At 73.0% G+C, this 17,983-nt stretch carries 19 protein-coding genes; 2 read left to right on the top strand and 17 right to left on the bottom strand.

Features of this window, described 5'->3' with window-relative positions; genetic code table 11:
• The first annotated feature begins 32 nt into the window (after positions 1-32).
• Positions 33-587 carry an NUDIX hydrolase family protein gene (locus tag ACXJKA_RS14530; RefSeq protein WP_456825920.1) on the top strand — a complete coding sequence of 185 codons (555 nt, stop codon included), beginning with the start codon at positions 33-35 and terminating at the stop codon, positions 585-587.
• A 12-nt stretch (positions 588-599) separates the two neighbouring features.
• Here the strand turns inward: ACXJKA_RS14530 and ACXJKA_RS14525 are convergent, their stop codons facing one another.
• The 7 genes from ACXJKA_RS14525 to clpS form a co-directional block, all read right to left on the bottom strand.
• Complete coding sequence (locus ACXJKA_RS14525; protein ID WP_456825919.1) at positions 600-2,273, bottom strand: ABC-F family ATP-binding cassette domain-containing protein; 1,674 nt, start codon at positions 2,271-2,273, stop codon at positions 600-602.
• A gap of 6 nt (positions 2,274-2,279) precedes the next feature.
• Positions 2,280-2,906, bottom strand: a complete 627-nt coding sequence (rdgB, locus tag ACXJKA_RS14520) for an RdgB/HAM1 family non-canonical purine NTP pyrophosphatase (RefSeq protein ID WP_456825918.1) — start codon at positions 2,904-2,906, stop codon at positions 2,280-2,282.
• Entirely contained in the window at positions 2,903-3,697 is a 795-nt protein-coding gene (gene rph / locus ACXJKA_RS14515; protein ID WP_456825917.1) for a ribonuclease PH, read from the bottom strand. Before rph ends, rdgB begins: the two co-directional genes overlap by 4 nt.
• Positions 3,698-3,828: 131 nt before the next feature.
• On the bottom strand, positions 3,829-4,617 hold the full coding sequence (locus ACXJKA_RS14510; RefSeq protein ID WP_456825916.1) for an MBL fold metallo-hydrolase: 789 nt from the start codon (positions 4,615-4,617) through the stop codon (positions 3,829-3,831).
• Positions 4,614-5,429 (bottom strand): glutamate racemase, encoded by an 816-nt coding sequence (murI, locus tag ACXJKA_RS14505; RefSeq protein ID WP_456825915.1) that lies wholly within the window; start codon positions 5,427-5,429, stop codon positions 4,614-4,616. Before murI ends, ACXJKA_RS14510 begins: the two co-directional genes overlap by 4 nt.
• Positions 5,430-5,454: 25 nt before the next feature.
• Positions 5,455-6,105 (bottom strand): DUF2017 domain-containing protein, encoded by a 651-nt coding sequence (locus ACXJKA_RS14500; protein ID WP_456825914.1) that lies wholly within the window; start codon positions 6,103-6,105, stop codon positions 5,455-5,457.
• Entirely contained in the window at positions 6,105-6,398 is a 294-nt protein-coding gene (clpS, locus tag ACXJKA_RS14495) for an ATP-dependent Clp protease adapter ClpS (RefSeq protein WP_456825913.1), read from the bottom strand. The genes ACXJKA_RS14500 and clpS overlap by 1 nt, the downstream gene beginning before the upstream one ends.
• Before the next feature lie 70 nt (positions 6,399-6,468).
• Between clpS and ACXJKA_RS14490 the strand changes: the two genes are divergently transcribed.
• Positions 6,469-7,812 (top strand): nicotinate phosphoribosyltransferase, encoded by a 1,344-nt coding sequence (locus ACXJKA_RS14490; protein WP_456825912.1) that lies wholly within the window; start codon positions 6,469-6,471, stop codon positions 7,810-7,812.
• A gap of 129 nt (positions 7,813-7,941) precedes the next feature.
• On the opposite strand, the gene ACXJKA_RS14485 is transcribed toward ACXJKA_RS14490, so the two are convergent.
• The 10 genes from ACXJKA_RS14485 to ACXJKA_RS14440 form a co-directional block, all read right to left on the bottom strand.
• Complete coding sequence (locus tag ACXJKA_RS14485; protein ID WP_456825911.1) at positions 7,942-8,097, bottom strand: hypothetical protein; 156 nt, start codon at positions 8,095-8,097, stop codon at positions 7,942-7,944.
• Positions 8,098-8,392: 295 nt separating this feature from the next.
• Complete coding sequence (locus ACXJKA_RS14480; RefSeq protein WP_456825910.1) at positions 8,393-8,929, bottom strand: dihydrofolate reductase family protein; 537 nt, start codon at positions 8,927-8,929, stop codon at positions 8,393-8,395.
• A gap of 250 nt (positions 8,930-9,179) precedes the next feature.
• Entirely contained in the window at positions 9,180-10,991 is a 1,812-nt protein-coding gene (locus tag ACXJKA_RS14475; RefSeq protein ID WP_456825909.1) for a DEAD/DEAH box helicase, read from the bottom strand.
• A complete protein-coding gene (locus tag ACXJKA_RS14470; RefSeq protein WP_456825908.1) occupies positions 10,988-11,362 on the bottom strand; it encodes a DUF3039 domain-containing protein in 375 nt (124 codons plus the stop codon). Before ACXJKA_RS14470 ends, ACXJKA_RS14475 begins: the two co-directional genes overlap by 4 nt.
• Before the next feature lie 82 nt (positions 11,363-11,444).
• Positions 11,445-12,227, bottom strand: coding sequence for a glucosamine-6-phosphate deaminase (gene nagB, locus ACXJKA_RS14465; RefSeq protein WP_456825907.1), 783 nt, complete (start codon positions 12,225-12,227; stop codon positions 11,445-11,447).
• On the bottom strand, positions 12,227-13,225 hold the full coding sequence (locus ACXJKA_RS14460; RefSeq protein ID WP_456825906.1) for an ROK family protein: 999 nt from the start codon (positions 13,223-13,225) through the stop codon (positions 12,227-12,229). The genes nagB and ACXJKA_RS14460 overlap by 1 nt, the downstream gene beginning before the upstream one ends.
• Position 13,226: 1 nt before the next feature.
• Positions 13,227-14,099: a carbohydrate ABC transporter permease gene (locus ACXJKA_RS14455; RefSeq protein ID WP_456825955.1), complete on the bottom strand. Its 873-nt coding sequence runs from the start codon at positions 14,097-14,099 to the stop codon at positions 13,227-13,229.
• A 47-nt stretch (positions 14,100-14,146) separates the two neighbouring features.
• Positions 14,147-15,091: a carbohydrate ABC transporter permease gene (locus ACXJKA_RS14450; protein WP_456825905.1), complete on the bottom strand. Its 945-nt coding sequence runs from the start codon at positions 15,089-15,091 to the stop codon at positions 14,147-14,149.
• Positions 15,092-15,284: 193 nt separating this feature from the next.
• Positions 15,285-16,613 (bottom strand): extracellular solute-binding protein, encoded by a 1,329-nt coding sequence (locus ACXJKA_RS14445; protein WP_456825904.1) that lies wholly within the window; start codon positions 16,611-16,613, stop codon positions 15,285-15,287.
• A gap of 86 nt (positions 16,614-16,699) precedes the next feature.
• A complete protein-coding gene (locus ACXJKA_RS14440) occupies positions 16,700-17,875 on the bottom strand; it encodes an ROK family transcriptional regulator (RefSeq protein ID WP_456825903.1) in 1,176 nt (391 codons plus the stop codon).
• Between the last annotated feature and the right edge of the window lie 108 nt (positions 17,876-17,983).

Genomic DNA, 17,983 nt, shown 5'->3' with positions numbered 1-17,983 from the left:
CGCCGGCCTCGACGACGGGGTAGACATGGTCGGTGACCGCTTCCGCCGAGTACCCCCGCGGCCCCGAACGCCCCGCCGGCTGGTTGAGCGCCGACGAGATCTCCCGCGCTCGTGCCCAGCTGCCCATCCTCTACGTCGACGCCATCCCCGTGCGCGTGGACGACTCGGGGGACGTCGTCCAGGTCGGCCTGCTGCTGCGCGTGACCCAGGAGGGCGTGATGTCCCGTGCCCTCGTCTCAGGGCGCGTGATGTACCACGAGCGCGTGCGCGACGCCCTCGTGCGGCACATCGAGAAGGACCTCGGGCCCGTCGCGCTCCCCCAGATCCCGTCGTCCCCGCAGCCGTTCACGGTCGCGGAGTACTTCCCGACGCCCGGGGTGACGCCGTACCACGACGCCCGCCAGCACGCGGTCTCGCTCGCGTACGTGGTGCCCGTGCTGGGCGACTGCCGGCCCCAGCAGGACGCGATCGACCTGGCGTGGATGACGCCCGAGGAGGCGTGCTCCGAGCAGATCCAGTTCGAGATGAACGGCGGGCAGGGACTGCTGCTGCGGCAGGCGATGGGCCACGTGGGCCGCCTGCCCTGACGGCCGCCCTCGTCAGAGGCTGAGCTCGGGCCAGTCCGCCAGGTCGGCGCGCATGCGGCGGTCGTGGGTCGCGACGACGACCGCGGCGGACGTCGCGCGCAGTGCGGCCGTGAGCTCGTCGACGAGACCGACCGACAGGTGGTTGGTCGGCTCGTCGAGGATCAGCACGTGCGGCGCGGCGAGCAGCGCGCACGCCAGGTCGAACCGGCGGCGCTGCCCCACGGACAGCTCGCGCAGCGGGCGGTCGAGGTCCTCCTCGGTGAGCAGCCCGAGCGCCGCGACGGGGACCAGCTGGGCGGGATCGAGCAACGAGGCCTCGAGCAGCGTCAGCGCGTGCCGGGCGTAGGCGTCGAACCCCGAGAGCTGCTCGGCCACGCCCGCGGCCCGCGGGTGCGCGACGACGGCGGCCGCGTGCTCGGTCGGACCCTCCTGGGCCAGCACGCCGAGCCGGACCCCGGGGGCGATCGTGCGGACCCCGCGGTCGAGCGCGACCGATCCGGCGAGGGCGGCCAGGAGCGTCGACTTGCCCGAGCCGTTGGGCCCGGTGACGAGCAGCCGCCCGCAGGCCGGGACGTCGATCCGCATGCCGGCCAGGTCGAGCCGCCCCACGACGAGCGGTGCACGCAGGTCGAGCAGGGGCCCGGGCTGTGGCTCGGCGGGCAGCGACGGCAGGTCGGGGAACGAGAGGACGAGCGGCGGGGCGGGTACCTCGACTGCCTCGGCCTCGAGCTTCTGGATCAGCCGGTCCGCCGCCTTCACGTGCCCGCGCGCCCGGGTGGCCCGCCGGTGGGTCTGGGAGCCCTTGGGCGGACGCCACTCGTCCGAGAGGTTCTCGTACGTCGAGTCGAGCCGCTCGGCCAGCGCGATCGCCCGCTTGCGCTCGGCCCGGTACCGCGCACGCCAGCGCCGGACCATCTGGCTCTTGAGGAACCGGTAGTCCGAGTACCTGGTCGCCCCGTACAGCGCCGGCCGCCCGTCCATCGCGGGGTCCAGGTCGAGGATCGCCGTCATCACGTCGTCGAGCAGGCGGCGGTCGTGCGTGACGATGACGACGGCGCCGGGCCACTGGCGCAGCTGCGCGGTGAGGTAGTCGATGCCCGCGACGTCGAGGTGGTTGGTCGGCTCGTCGAGCAGCAGGAGGTCGGCGCGCTCCCCGATCCGGCAGGCGAGCCGCACGCGGTACCGCTCCCCGACGCTCAGCTGGTCCAGGCGACGGTCCGGGTCCCGCGGGGCGCCGAACCGCGTGAGCGCCTCGTCGACCCGGCGGTCGGCGTCCCACGCGGCCAGGTGCTCGTACCTCGCGACGGCGGCGGTGAGCCGGGAGATCTCCCCCGACTCGTGGTCGAACGCGGCGATCGCCGCCTCCAGCTCCGCGGCGGCGTCTCGCACGCCGGCCAGCGCCTCGGCGACGAACGTGCCGACCGTCGCCGCGCTGGGTGCGTCGAGCTCCTGCTCGACCGACGCCAGCGTGCCGGTGCGGCGCACCGTCCCCGCCTGGGGTGCGAGGTCGCCGGCCAGCACACGGAGCAGCGTCGTCTTCCCGGCGCCGTTCTCGCCGACGATCCCGACCCGGTCCCCCGCGCTGACCGTCAGGTCGATGCGGTCGAGCACGGCGTGGCCGGGATAGCCGTAGGTGACGGCGTCGGCGACGAGCTGGACGTCGACCGATGGGTTGGCCTCACTCACCGCAGGTCATCCGCCGAGCACCCGCGCGAGCGTGGGGACCAGCGCGCGGAAGGCCGTGCCGCGGTGGCTGATCGCGTTCTTCTCCTCCGGCGTCAGCTCCGCGCACGACCGGGTCTCACCCGTCGGCACGAGGATCGGGTCGTACCCGAACCCGCCCGCGCCGCGCGGCTCCGTCGCGAGGGTGCCCTCGAGCGTGCCGGTCTCGACGTGCTCGAACCCGTCGGGCGTCACCAGCGCGGCCGCGCACACGAAGCGGGCACCGCGGTGCGGAGAGGCGATGTCGGCCAGCTGCGCGAGCAGCAGCGCCAGGTTCGCCGCGTCGTCGCCGTGCTTGCCGGCCCAGCGCGCCGAGAAGATGCCGGGCGCGCCGCCGAGGACGTCGACCGCCAGCCCCGAGTCGTCCGCGACCGCGGGCAGGCCCGTGAACGCCGCGAGCGCCCGCGCCTTGAGGAGCGCGTTGTCCGCGAACGTCAGCCCGTCCTCGACCGGCTCGGGGGCCCCGACGTCACGGGCGCCGACGACCGACGCGGGGTCGAGGCCCGGCAGCACCGGCCCGAGGATCGCGCGCAGCTCTCCGACCTTGTGCGCGTTGTGCGTGGCCAGGACGAGCCGCGCGCCCGCCGGGAGGCTCACCGCTGGGACCGGGTGGCCGACCCGTCGCCGGGGGCCGACGCCAGCGCCGCGACCTGCAGCGCGGTGAGCTGCGCGGTGCCCGCGACCGCGAGGTCGAGGAGCGAGTCGAGCTCCGCGCGGTCGAACGGCACGTGCTCGGCGGTGCCCTGGACCTCGACGAACGTGCCCGAGCCGGTGACCACGACGTTCATGTCGGTCTCGGCGCGGACGTCCTCGACGTACGGGAGGTCCAGCACGGGCAGGCCGTCGACGATGCCGACGCTCACCGCGGCGACCGAGTCCCGCAGGACCACCTTGTTCTTGGGGATGTGCTTGTTCTCGACCGCCCACGCGACCGCGTCGGCCAGCGCGACGTAGGCGCCGGTGATCGACGCCGTGCGGGTGCCGCCGTCGGCCTGCAGGACGTCGCAGTCGAGCACGATCGTGTTCTCGCCCAGCGCCGAGACGTCGATGATCGCGCGCAGCGAGCGGCCGATGAGGCGGGAGATCTCGTGCGTGCGGCCGCCGATGCGCCCCTTGACCGACTCGCGGTCGGACCGGCTGGACGTCGCGCGCGGGAGCATCGAGTACTCGGCCGTGACCCAGCCCTCGCCGGACCCCTTCTTCCAGCGCGGCACGCCCGGCGTGAAGGACGCCACGCAGAGCACCTTGGTGCCGCCGAACTCGACGAGGACGCTGCCCTCGCCCGCCTCGAGGAACCCGCGGGTCAGGGTCACGGGACGGAGCTCGTCGGCGGCGCGGCCGTCGGCGCGCACGCGCGCGACGGGAGTGGTGGTGGGAGCAGAAGTCATGCGGACGAGCCTAACCGCGCGCCCCGACACGTCCCGACGACGTCCGCCCTCCGCAGGTCGAGACCGGCCAGGACTCCGCGTACGTCCGCACTCCTGTGGGTCAGGACCCTCTTGAGTGCGGACGTCGTGGGCTAGAGGACGTGGACGCCGCCCGGGCGGGCCAGCTCGATCGGGCCGTCGTACACGGCGGACGCCTCCGCCAGCGCGACGGCGGGGTCGTTCCAGGCGGGGATGTGCGTGAGGACCAGGCGGTGAGCGCCCCCGCGCGCCGCGGCCTCACCGGCCCGCCGCCCGCTCAGGTGGATGCCGCGCAGGGCGTCGTCGCGCCCGTCCAGGAAACCCGCCTCGGCGAGGAGGAGGTCGACGCCGTCGGCGAGGGTGTCGAGCCCGGGGCACGCGTCGGTGTCGCCGCTGTAGGCGAGCGTCACGGCGCGGGCAGGATCGGCATCGCTCGGCCCGGTGACGCGGATGCCGAAGGCGGGGACGGGGTGGTTCACCGGCACCGGCTCCAGCACCAGAGGCCCGACGACCACGGGGGAACCCACGGCCCACTCCGACACGACGAACTGCTCGTCCGTGCTCGTGGCGGGGTCCTTGCCGACCAGCTGGTCGAGCCGCTCGGCGGTGCCCACCGGGCCGTGCACGGCGACGGGCGCGCGCGGGCCGTCCGGGTGGTACCGGAGCATCACGTTGAGGACCGCCATGTCCGCCACGTGGTCCGCGTGCAGGTGGGACAGCCCGATCGCGTCGAGCGCCATGGGGTCGCCGAACCGCTGCAGCGCGCTCAGTGCTCCGTTGCCGAGGTCGAGCAGCACCGTCCAGGTGCGACCGTCCGCGTCGTCGGCCTGCACCAGGTAGCCGGACGCGGCGGAGTCGGGGCCGGGGAACGACCCGGCGGAGCCGAGGACCGTGAGCCTCACCGCAGCACCGAGCTGGACTCGACGGCTTCGACCTCCGGGCCGAGGAAGCGTCGCGCGAGGGTGCGGAACTGCGTCGGGTCACCCGTGGCCAGGAAGCGGTGGGTGGGCGGACCGGCCGCCGGGTCGCGCTCCAGGTCGTGCGCGACCAGGGTGCGGTAGACGTCCTTGGCCGTCTCCTCGGCGCTCGACACCAGCGTGACCTCCTCGCCCATGACGTAGGAGATGGCGCCCGTGAGCAGAGGGTAGTGCGTGCAGCCGAGGACCAGGGTGTCCACGCCGGCCGCGCGGACCGGGTCGAGGTACTCGTGGGCCACGGCGAGGACCTCGGGGCCGGATGTGATGCCCGCCTCGACCAGCTGGACGAACTGCGGGCAGGCCTGGGTGGTCAGCTCGACGCCGGGGGCCACGGCGAAGGCGTCGTCGTACGAGCGCGACTCGACCGTCGACTTCGTCGCGATGACCCCGATCCGGCCGGACCGGGTGGCCGCGACGGCGCGGCGGGCCGCGGGGAGGATCACCTCGACGACGGGGATGCCGCGACGCAGCGTGTACCGCTCGCGGGCGTCGCGCAGCATGGCCGACGACGCCGTGTTGCACGCGATGACCAGCAGCTTCACGCCCGCGTCGACCAGGTCGTCCATCACCTCGAGCGCGTGCGCGCGCACCGCGGCGAGCGGCTTGCTGCCGTAGGGGGTGTTGAGGGTGTCCCCGATGTAGAGGGTGGACTCGTGCGGCAGCTGGTCGAGGATCGACCGCGCCACGGTGAGGCCACCGACGCCGGAGTCGAAGATGCCGAGAGGGGCGTCGTTCACGCGGACGAGCCTAACCGCTGCGCGGTCACGGTCCCGCCCGGCGCCCGGAGGCGCGCAGGTCGTGCAGCAAGACCTCGACCAGCGACTCCTGCAACCAGCTCAGCGCGCCGTACACGGCGACGAGGTAGCGGCGGGCCGCCGGGTCGAGCGCCTCGGGGACGTCCTCGACATCCGCCTGCGGGGCGGCCAGGAGCGCGTCGTACAGCCGCTCCGCCTGCTCGTCGGTACGGATGTCCAGGCGTTCCGCGAGCACCAGCCGCAGGTCCGTGATCGAGGCCGCGACGTCCTTCGCGTCGTCGGGGTCCACGACGAACGCGTCCGCCCGCCAGCCCTCGGTCGGCGTGGTCAGTGCGACCCACAGCCGGGTCAGCCGTGCGATCTTGTCCGCGCGCAGGTCGTCCTCGGTGAGCCGGCGGAACTCGGCGGCGACCTCCGGGTCGTCGCGGGAGGCGTCGGGCAGCAGCCGGCGCACCGCGGGATCGGACGGCGGCGTCAGCGGCTCCATGCTCATGCGCGGCGAGCCGTCTCCGGCGCGCACGGTGCTGTCGTCGGGCGCCTCGAGGCGGCCGGCTCCCAGCAGCTCGGCCACGTCCGCGACGAGGGCGGCGATCACCTCCCGCTCGTCGTCGTCCAGCCGCGCGGCGTACATCCCCCGGCGACGCCTGAAGCCCCGCATCACTGCCCGCTGCGCTGCAGCGTCGCCCAGAGCCCGAACCCGTGCATCGCCTGCACATCGACCTCCATCGCCTCGAGCGATCCCGTCGAGACCACCGCCCGGCCCTGTTCGTGGACCTGGCGCATGAGCCGCTCGGCCTTCTCGCGCGGATGACCGAAGTACGACTCGAACACGTACGTCACGTAGCTCATGAGGTTGACCGGGTCGTTCCACACGATCGTCACCCACGGGTCGGCGACCGCGGCCTCCTGAGCCTCCTCGACGCTGGCGTCGGGGAGGGTCTGCACTGGCACGCGCCCACTGTAGGCGCGGGACGGCCAGGTCGGGCACGCGCGCGGACCCCCGCCCGCCTACGTTGGGGCCATGACGGCCCCGCAGGCGCCCAGCGCCGCGCTCCTGACCGACCGCTACGAGCTCACCATGCTGCAGGCCGCGCTGGCCGACGGCACCGCGCACCGACGGTGCGTCTTCGAGGTGTTCACGCGACGGCTCCCCCCCGGCCGGCGGTACGGGGTGCTGGCCGGCACCGGCCGCGTGCTCGAGTCGCTCGAGCGGTTCCGGTTCGGCGCCGCCGAGCTCGACTGGCTGGCGCAGGTCGGCGTCGTCGACGACGCGACGCTGGCCTACCTGTCCGAGTACCGGTTCACCGGCTCGATCGTCGGGTACGCCGAGGGTGAGGCCTTCTTCCCCTCGTCGCCCGTCATGGTGGTCGAGGGCAGCTTCGCGGAGGCGGTCCTGCTGGAGACGCTCGTGCTCTCGATCCTCAACTACGACTCGGCGGTCGCGTCCGCCGCGTCCCGGATGACCAGCGCCGCCGTCGACCGGCCCGTCCTGGAGATGGGCTCGCGTCGGGCGCACGAGGAGGCGGCGGTCGCGGCGGCGCGCGCGGCGGTCGTCGCGGGTTTCGTCGGCACCTCGAACCTCGAGGCCGGGCGGCGCTACGGTCTGCCCACCATCGGCACGGCGGCGCACGCGTTCACGCTCCTGCACGACGACGAGGCGGCCGCGTTCGCCGCGCAGGTCGCCGCCCAGGGCGTCGGGACCACCCTGCTGGTGGACACCTACGACGTGCGCCGCGGCGTCGAGCTGGCCCTGGCCGCCGCCGGTCCCGGCCTCGGGGCGGTGCGGCTCGACTCCGGCGACCTCGGCGTCCTCGCGCACGAAGTCCGCGCCCAGCTGGACGAGGCGGGCGCACGGAGCACGAAGATCACGGTGACGTCCGACCTGGACGAGTACGCCATCGCCGCGCTGGCCGTCGCCCCGGTGGACAGCTACGGCGTCGGCACATCCGTGGTCACCGGATCCGGGGCGCCGACGTGCGGGATGGTCTACAAGCTCGTCGCACGCGAGGGTGCCGACGGGGTGCTCGCCCCGGTGGCCAAGGCCGCGCGGGGCAAGATCAGCGTGGGTGGCCGCAAGGCGGCGGCCCGGCGGCTGGGCACCGACGGCCGGGCGGTCGAGGAGGTGCTGGTCGTCGGCGCCGACGACGACGTCCGAGGCTGGTCGCCCGGGGACGCCTCCCTGCGCCCGCTGCACGTCCCGCTCGTCGAGGACGGCGTGGTCGACCCGCGCTGGGTAGGCCAGGACGGCGTGCGCCATGCGACGGAAAGGCACCGCGCCTCGCGAGACGAGCTGCCGCGCGGGGCGCGGCGGCTGTCTGCCGACGAGGCAGCGGTGCCGACCGTGACGCTGCGGCTCGGGGACTGAGGGGCCCGAGCCGCAGCGTCGGTACTGCGGACTGCGCGCCGCGCGCTCCCGTCAGGGTCCGCGCGGCGGGAGGGTCGATCCGGTGCGGGGGGGCGGCGGTCAGCACGCCCGGTCGTCACCTGACCCTGGCTAGGCGCGCGAGCGGCCCCGACCGACCAGCCCGAGGATGAGGCTGACCACGAGCACGATCACGCCGATCCAGATGAGCCAGGTTCCGATGTTGGTCGCGACGCCGAGGACGACGAGTACGACACCGACAAGGATGAGGATGAGCCAGGTAGGCATGGTTGACCCTTTCGATCTGTGGTCACCGTCCGGCATCCGGGGGTACCCGGCGCCGTGTGTCACAGAACAAATCTGGCAGGGAAATCCGCTCTCGGCACGTCGAGGGAAAAGTTGCGCGGGTGAACCGAAATGCTATGTGGTCGCGCGTCCAGCGCTGTGACCTGGGGTTTTACCCTCTACGATCGCGTCCGCATGGTGAGATGCACCTTGCGGCGAGCTGATCCCGGATGTACGCGCGAGGCTCTCGGAAGCCCACCGGGCGCGACCCGGCCCTGGTCCACCACGACGCGTCGCGTCACCCGACGACGCGGTAGTCCACCAGCAGGTGGCCGGTCGGCGAGGAGGTGGTGTGGATCATGTCGAGCCGGGCCGGTGGCAGTCCCTCGAGCAGCCGTCTTCCGGGACCGGCGACCGCGGGCGCGATCACGAGCCTGAGCTCGTCGACGACGCCCGCGGCGAGCAGGGTCTGCGCGAGCGTGATGCTGGCATGGACGCCGATGTCGCCTCCCGGCCGGTCCTTCAGCTCTCGGACGAACTCCACGAGACCGCCGTCGACAGCGGTCGCGTTGACCCACTCCCGGTCGAGCGGTGTCGAGGTCGCGACGTACTTGGTGACCCCGTTGATGAAGTCCGCGAACGGCTGGATCGTGCTTCCCGGCCAGTACTTCGCCCACTCGTCGTAGCTGCGCCGACCGAGGATGACCGCGTCCTGCGTCGCGATCACGGCGGCGAGGTTGGCGTCCAGCTCGTCGTCCCAGGCGGTGATGAACCTGTCGGGCTCCTCGGCGACCCCGTCGAGGGACAACAACATGTACACGACGATCTTTCGCATGGCGGATTCCTCCGGTGGACACCGAGCGGAGCCGGCCGGGATCGGGCCTGCGGCGCGACGAGGAGTGCAGACGTCGGACCGTTTCCTGCCACGAGCCGACGTGGTGATGGTCCCGCGACAGTGCCGTTCTGTCACGGATGCGGCAGCCGGAAGGACGTGGGTGCGGGCCGCTCGACGGTCGGCCGCGCCATCCCACGAGCAGGAGAGAGTCGAGGCGGTCGGCACATCGACAGGTCGAGGAAGCCGCCCGTCAACGCTTGCCGACGAACCACCCGCGCACCATGGCGACGCGGGCGGTGAGCTGGTCGGGATCCGCGAGGGCCACCTCGGGCCCGCCGCACCGGCGTCGCAGCTCGTTGTGCACCGAGCCGTGCGGCTGCCCGCTCTTGCGCGCCCAGGCACCCACCAGCTGCGACAGCTCCTTGCGCAGCTCGGCCTGCTTGCGGTGGTCCATCTCGGCCAGCGCCTCGGGGGCGTTCTTCCGGCCGCTGATCTGGTCGGCCTGACGCTGGCGCAGCAGTGCGGAGACCTGGTCGGCGTCGAGCAGCCCGGGCAGGCCCAGGAAGTCGAGCTCCTCCTCGGAGCCCATCTCCGCGCCCGTGCCGAACTCGCCGCCGTCGAACAGCACGCGGTCGAACGACGCCTGCGCCTCGAGGGCCTCGAACGCGCCCTGCTTGCCGTCCGGCCCGAGCTCGTCCGGTCCGTTGCGCTCCCGGTTCGCCTCGGCCAGCGCGTCGTCGTCCAGACCGACGTCGACGCCCTGCTCCTCGAGCGTCTTGGGCCGGTCCAGGGCGTGGTCGCGCTCGAGCTCGAGCGTGTGGGCCAGGGCGAGCAGCTGCGGGACGCTGGGCAGGAACACCGAGGCCGTCTCGCCCCGGCGCCGCGCGCGCACGAACCGGCCGACGGCCTGCGCGAAGAACAGCGGTGTGGCCGTGCTCGTGGCGTACACGCCGACCGCCAGCCGCGGCACGTCGACCCCTTCCGAGACCATGCGGACGGCGACCAGCCAGCGGGAGTCGCCCGCGGAGAACTCGTCGATCCGGTCGCTCGCGCCGTCGTCGTCCGACAGCACGACGGTGGGCGACTTCCCGGTGATCCGGGCGAGGTGGCCCGCGTACGCCCGGGCGTCCGTCTGGTCGGTCGCGATCACCATCGCGCCCGCGTCGGGGATCGCGCGCCGCACCTCGGACAGCCGGCGGTCGGCGGCCGCGAGCACGCTCGGGATCCACTCGCCGTTCGGGTCGAGCGCCGTGCGCCACGCCTGCGCGGTGATGTCCTTGGTCAGCGGCTCCCCCAGCCGGGCGCTGATCTCGTCCCCCGCCTTGGTCCGCCAGCGCATCGACCCGCTGTAGGACAGGAAGATCACCGGCCGTACGACGTGGTCGCGCAGCGCGTCGCCGTAGCCGTAGGTGTAGTCCGCGACGCTGCGGCGGATGCCCTGGTGGTCGCGGTCGTACCGCACGAAGGGGATCGCCGCGGTGTCGGAACGGAACGGCGTCCCGGTCAGGGCGAGCCGGCGCGTGGCACCCTCGAACGCCTCGCGCACCGCGTCGCCCCACGACAGCGCGTCACCGCCGTGGTGCACCTCGTCGAGGATCACCAGGGTGGGGGCGCCCGCCGTCCGCGCGGCGTGCAGCGCGGGCTTGCTGGCCACCTGGGCGTAGGTCACGGCGACGCCGTCGAACCCGTGGCCGTGCCGCCCCTGGGCGTTGCTGAAGTTGGGGTCGAGCGTGATGCCCACGCGCGCCGCGGCGTCGGCCCACTGCCGCTTGAGGTGCTCCGTCGGCGCGACGACCGTGACACGGCGCACGAGCTTGGCCTCGAGCAGCTCGGTCGCGATGCGCAGGGCGAACGTCGTCTTGCCGGCGCCCGGCGTGGCCACGGCGAGGAAGTCACGCGGGTTGGACGTCCGGTAGTGCTCGATCGCCTCGGCCTGCCAGGCGCGCAGCTTGCCCGCCGTCCCCCACGGCGCACGCGCGGGGAACGCCGGCGGCAGCTGGGAGGCCGCGGACGAGGACGCGTGGGTCGACGGGAGGGAGGACGGGCGCGGGGCCGCCGTCACGCGCCGCCGCTGCCGGGGTTGCGGCCGAAGCCCCACTTCCGACCGCCGCCGGAGCCCTTGCCGCCCTCGTTCTTGTCGCCGTCCTGCGGCTCACGAAGACCCTCGTAGATCTCCTTGCACACGGGGCAGACGGGGAACTTGTTCGGGTCCCGGCCCGGCACCCAGACCTTGCCGCACAGCGCGATCACGGGCTTGCCGCTCAGCGCGGAGTCGAGGATCTTCTCCTTGCGCACGTAGTGCGCGAACCGCTCGTGGTCCCCCGGCTCGACCTGCTCGACGGTCTCCTCGCGCTCCAGCACGCTGGTCGACGTCCCCGGGTCCGAAGAGAACGGGTCGTCGGGTCCGGTGCTCGGAGGCAGGGGCTCGCTCATGGCGACGAGTGTACGTCGCAGGGCCGACACGACCCCGGTCCGTCCGGGGTGCGGAAGGTCACCGAGCGCCCGCCGAACAGCCTCAGAGACCCTGCCAGGCCGGCTTCGACGCGAAGGTCTCGCGGTAGTAGTCGGCGAGCTGCAGGCGGCTCGCCGCGGCGTCGTCGACGAGCACCGTGACGTGCGGGTGGTGCTGCAGGATCGTCGCCGGCCACATGGCGCTGACGGGTCCCTCGACCAGCTGGTGCACGGCCTCGGCCTTGCCCCGGCCGGTGGCCAGCAGGACGAGGTGGCGCGCCGCCATGATCGTCGCGAGGCCCTGGGTGAGGCAGTGCTGCGGCACCTGGTCGATGTCGCCGCCGAAGAACCGGGCGTTGTCCTCGCGCGTCTGGCGCGTGAGCGTCTTGATGCGCGTGCGCGAGGCCAGCGACGACCCCGGCTCGTTGAAGGCGATGTGCCCGTCCGTGCCGATGCCGAGGAGCTGCAGGTCGACGCCGCCGACCGCCGCGATCGCGTCCTCGTAGGCCGCGCAGGCCGCGACCAGGTCCTCGGCGAGCCCGTCGGGCCCCTGCACGGCGCCCGGCGCGAAGTCGACGCGGGAGGCGATCTCGGTCTCGATGACGTTCCGGTACCGCTCGGGGTGGTCCGCGGCGAGGCCCACGTACTCGTCGAGCATGAACGCCCGGGTGCGGGCGAACGAGAGGCCGTGCTCGGTGTAGCGGCGCGCGAGCTCGTCGTAGACGGCGAGCGGGCTCGAGCCCGTCGCCAGGCCCAGGACCGCGTCGGGCTGCGCGCGCACCAGCTGCTCGATCGCCGCGGCGGCGAGCCGACCCAGCTCGGAGCCGGGTGCGATGACGACCTCCATCAGATGTACTCCCCTCTGCCCAGCAGCGCGGCACCGACGGCGCCGACCGGCACGTCGGCGGGCGCGAGGCTGACGCGCTTGGCAAGCCCCATCGAGGCGAGGAACGGCGACGCCTGCGCCTCGCGCTCCAGCTCCGCCTTCACCGCCCGCAGCAGCGGCTGCCCCAGCGCGCTGACGCCGCCGCCGATGACGACCAGCTCGACGTCGCAGGTCAGGACCAGGATCCGCACGGCCGCCGCGACGGCCCAGGCGAACTGGTCCCGGATCTCGACGGCCCGGGCGTCGCCCGCCTCCGCCGCGACGAAGAGCTCCTCCGGCGCGGGCCGCCCGTATCGGCTGGGCCACGCGGCGTCGAGCGCGGAGCCCGAGGCGTACTGCTCGAGGCAGCCGAGCTGCCCGCACTTGCAGGGCAGGCCCCCGGGGACCAGCGTCAGGTGCCCGATCTCCCCCGCTCCGCCCGTCGAGCCGCGACGCAGGCGGCCCTCGAGCAGCAGGCCCGCGGCGAGCCCCGTGCCGAGCGCGAGGAACGCGAGGTCGTGCACGACGTCGGCGTCGGCGGCCGCGCGGCGACCGTCGACCGTGTGCGCGGCGCCGACGACGGCGACGGTGAGGTCGTTCTCCACCCGGACGGGCAGGCCCAGCCGCGCGGAGACGAGCGCCGCGAGTGGCGTGCGGCGCTCGATGCCGAGGTTGACCGCATGCTCGACGGTGCCGTCGGCCGCGTCGACGACGCCGGGCAGGCCGATCCCCACCCCCGCCAGCTCGGCGACCGGCACGCCGGCGCTCGCGGCGAGCTCCTCGACCACGCCGACGATCGTGTCGACCACGCCGTCGGCGCCGTCCGCCGTGGCCGAGCGCAGCTGGTGCCGAGCGACGCCGTCGGCGTCCAGCAGGACGCCGAGCACCTTGGTGCCGCCGACGTCCAGCCCGACGGACCACGGACGTGCGTTCCCGTCCGACGCCCGCCCCTGCGGCGTCGGGATCCCCTGCGCGCTCACGTCAGCCCTTCACCGCACCCGCGACGAGCCCGGACGTCATCTTGTTCTGGACGAACAGGAAGAACACGATGACGGGGATCGCGATGAGCGCCGAGCCGGCCATGACGACGCCCCAGTCGGTGGCGCGGTTGGACTCGACGAGCCCCTGCAGCCAGAGCGGCAGCGTGCGCTGCGACGGGTCGGTCATGACGACGAGCGCCAGGGTGTACTCGTTCCACGCCTGCAGGAACCCGTACACGCCGGCGGCGACCAGGCCGGGCGCCAGCAGCGGGAACGTGATGCGGAAGAAGGCGCCCGTGCGCGACAGCCCGTCGACCATGCCGGCCTCCTCGAGCTCGATCGGCACCCCGGCGACGAACCCGCGCAGCATCCAGATGGTGAACGGCAGGATCGCCGCGGTGTAGACGAGCGCCAGGCCGGCGACCTTGTTGACCAGGTTCCAGCCGTCGAGCATCTGGTACTGCGAGATGAACAGCCCCTCGGCCGGGATCATCTGCACCACGAGGATGGTGAGGATGAAGCCCTTGCGGCCACGGAACCGGAACCGGCTCACGGCGAGCGCGGCCAGGAACGCGAAGATCAGCGCGGCGATCAGGACGATGACGACGACCGCCAGCGAGATGCGCATCGCGGCCCAGAACGTCGGGTCGTTCAGCACCCGCCGGAAGTTCGACAGCGTGCCGCCCAGCGGGAAGAACGTCGGGTCCGGCGTCTGCAGCTTGTTGAGCGGCAGGAACGCGCTGTTGATCATCCAGTAGATGGGGAACACCCACAGGACCGCGAGGACGATCGCGAGCGCGCCCAGGGCGCGGCGGCCGCCGCGGGACTGCGCGCGGCCGGCCTCGGACGACTTCGTCGCCCTGCGGAGCGGGATCTCGCTCGGCGTGGCCTGCGGCGCGGGTGCCGGGACGTCGACGGCGCTCACAGCTCGTCCTCCTTCAGCATCTGCCGGATGTAGAACCCGGTGAGGGCGAGCGTCAGCACCAGCATGATCGTGGCGAGCGCGCCGGCCAGCGAGAACTCCTTGGCGTAGGAGTAGATGAGGGTGCCCAGCAGGTTGGTCTCGCGCGTCGGCGCGCCGGCCCGCTGGAGCACGTAGATCTGCGTGAACACCTTGAGGTCCCAGATCACCTGCAGCAGCAGCACGATCGAGAGCACCGGCCGGATCATCGGCATCGTGATGTTCCAGAACCGCTGGCGCGACGAGGCGCCGTCGAGCTGGGCGGCCTCCATCGTCTCCTCCGGTACCTGGAGCAGGCCGGCGTAGACGGAGAACGCGACGAACGGCACGGACATCCACACGACGATGACCGTCGCGACGAAGTAGAACGACAGCGGCTGGATGATCCACGAGTGCCCGGCCATGTCCTCGAGGCCGAAGACGTTCGCCAGGACCCAGTTGATGACGCCGTACTGCGAGTCGAACAGCCACTGCCAGACCGTCATCGACGCGAGCACGGGGGTGCCCCACGCCAGCAGGAGAGAGACCTGCAGCGTGATGCGCGAGGCCGTGCCGATCCGCGACATGAGGACGGCGAACGCGATGCCGATGAGCATCGTCACGGCCGCGTTGACCAGGCAGAAGGCGATCGAGCGCCCGATGACCGCCCACACGTAGGGGTCGGTCAGGAGGTCGACGTAGTTCTGGAGGCCGACCCACTCGGCGGGCTGACCGAACTGCTGGCGCAGGCCGTACTCCTGGAAGGAGATGACGAACTGGCGGATCAGCGGGTAGCCGAGGGCGACGCCCATGAGGACGGCGGCCGGGACGAGCAGGCCGTACACGCCGAGCTTGCGTCGGCGGCGGCGCGGGAAGGCGACGGCGACGTCGTCGTCCTGCTGCAGCGCGGGGGCAGAGGCTGCCATGGGGAACTCCTGTCTGGTGGCACGACCGGGCCGGCCTGCGTCGGCAGGCCCGGTCGTGCCCGGATCAGGTGGTCGGCCGATCGAGGATCGGCGGACCGTGATCGTCGAGCGGGAGATCGGCCGAAGGTCGTCCGGCCGATCCAGGTCCCGGCCGGCCGCGTCCCGGGTGGGGAGGCGGCCGACCGGAGCCGGATCAGTTCAGCGCGTCCTCGAGGAGCTTGTCCGTCGCGGCGGCGCTCTCCTTGACGTCCGCACCGGTGGCGAGCTTCTGGAAGAAGTCCTCCAGGATGCGGTCGCCCTCGACGTCGGCCCACTTCTCGGCCGCCGGCGTGAGCTTGGCGTTGAGCGCGGCGGCGACAGCGGCCTGGGCGTACACGTCGTCGCCCATGGAGGCGGCGTACTCCGTGTTGCCCGGGATGAGGCCGTTCTGGCCCAGCTGGTTCTGGAACTCCTCCGTGAAGATGATCTTCAGGAGGCTCTTGGCCAGCTCAGGGTGCTTGGACTTCGCCGCGACGGCGATGTTCGAGCCGCCCGCGAAGCCGTTCGCGTACGAACCGGCGTCGAGACCCGGCAGCGGGAAGACACCGGTGTGCTCCTCGTTGCAGGCCTGCTGCTCGGCGAGCAGCGCCTTGGCCGCGTCCGACTTGTCGTCGGCCGCGACGCCCTTGTTGCAGGCGGGCAGGTCGATGCTCCACCGCGCCCACGTCGGCGCGGAGAACATGGCCGCCTGGCCCGCGTTGAACGGGACCCACGGCTCGTTCGAGTCGCTGTCGGCCGGGGCGTGCGTGGCGTTCTGGAACAGGTCCTGGACCTCCTCGAGGCCCTTGACCGACTCGGGCGAGGAGAGCGCGCCCTTCCAGGAGTCGCCGTCCTTGACCGCGAGGTCGCCGCCGTTGGTGTAGATCCAGGCCGCGCCGTTGTACCAGTCCTGGCCGGGCAGCCAGAAGCCGGACTGCGTGTCCGTCTGCAGCTTCTTCGCGACCTCGGTGAACTCCTCGAGCGTGGTCGGAACCTCGACCCCGGCCGCGGCGAAGGCGTCCTTGTTGTAGAACACGGCGCGCGCGCCGGAGTAGTACGGGGCGGCGTAGAACTTGTCGTCCGCGCTACCGGCGTCGACGAAGCCCTGGAGGAGCTTCTCGCCGCCCAGCTCGTCGTACATGTCCGAGATGTCGGCGAAGGCACCGGCGTAGGTGAAGGTCGGCGACTGCGTGTTGCCGATCTCGACCAGGTCGGGGGTCTGGTCCTCCGAGGCGAGCGCGGTCTGCAGACGCGGGACGAGCCCGCTCCAGTCCTGCTCCTCGATGACGAGCTTCGAGCCGGGGTTCTCCGACTCGAAGGTCGTGGTGAGGTAGTCGCGCAGCGCCTGCGGGGTGTCCGTGCCGTTGAGCCACAGCTTGATCGTGGCGGGCTCGGGCGTACCGGCGGGAGCGCTGGCGTCGTCGCCTGCGTCGTCGCCGGAGCCGCAGGCCGCGAGCGTGAGCGCGGCGGCCACGCCGACGGCCGCGAAACGTAGGATCTTCACGTTGGGGTTCCTCCCGTGAACGAGACGAGCGCCGGACGGCGTCGCCGGGGGTTTCTTCCGACCTGCAAGGGGCCGGCTGGGGGTCGTCACGAGACCCCCAGCTGGCCCGACAGGACCAGGACTGCCGCACCAGCGAGAGCCCCGTCCTCGTCGAGGGATCCCATCCGCATGGCGAGGCCGTGCCCGATGACGGGCATGGTCCGCGCACGGATGGTGGCGAGCGCCGAGTCGCGCAGAGGTCCGTCCAGCAGCTCCGGCGGACCGGAGAACAGGACCTCGGCGAGGTCGAGCGCACTGACGACGGGCGCCAGGGCGATGCCCAGCAGCCGTCCGACCGACGCCAGCGCGGCGTCGGAGTCTTCGCGGGACAGACCGGCGGTCCGTCGGCGCAGGGCCGGGACGCTCAGCACGGTCTCGAGGCAGCCTGAGCGGCCGCACGCGCAGTCGAGCGGGGGCTCGTCGCGCACGTCCCCGTCGACGACGGTCACGTGGCCGATCTCGCCGGCGGCGTGGTGGCGGCCGAGCACGAGCGCGCCGTCGACGACGATCCCGGCGCCGACGCCCTCCCCGACCGTGAGCACCATGCAGCCCGACCCGGCGGCGGAGCCGTAGGTGAACTCGCCGAGCGCGCGGGTGTTGGCGTCGTTGGCGACGTGCACGGGCACGCCCAGCGCCCGCGTGAGGTTCGCGGCGAGCGGGAGGTCGTACCAGCCCCGGTTCGGCGCCTGGACGACCGTGCCCGCCAGGTCGATGACACCGGGCGACGCGATGCCGACGCCGATGACCGGACGGGTCGCGGCGGCCAGCAGGTCGCGGCAGAGGCTCTCGAGCAGGTCGGCCGCGGCGTCGCCCGTGCGGCCCTCCAGGGCGACCGAGCGGCGGTCGACGACGCCACCGACGAGGGTCATCACGGCCCCCAGCAGGCGCGAGTCGTCGGTCAGGTCGACGGCGATGATCTGGAAGTCCGCGGTCCGCATCCCGACGAGCGTGGCCGGCTTGCCGACCTTGCCCTCGACGCGGATACCGAGGTCCTCGACCAGCCCCTCGGCGATGAGGTCGGCCACCAGGCCGGACACCGTGACGCGGGTCAGGCCGGTGCTGCGGGCGATGTCGGCGCGGGACGCGGTCCCGCTGTGGAACAGGTGCGCGAGGACGAGCGACCGGTTGTGCGCACGAGCGTGCTCGGGCAGCACCTTGCCGGTCGGGCGCAGTGCCCGACCGACTCCGCGGGCTGCCGCGAGGGGCTGCGTGGTCGCTGTCACGTTTGTTAGTAGACCTTCCTTACTAATCGAAAGTCAACTCTGCTCTGTGACCGTGACCACATCGTGACCGGACGTTCACCTGGCCGACTCACAGGAAAACGATTCACT

The sequence above is a fragment of the Cellulomonas sp. P5_E12 genome, from assembly GCF_054049315.1.
This window is presented reverse-complemented; position numbering and strand designations above follow the sequence as displayed.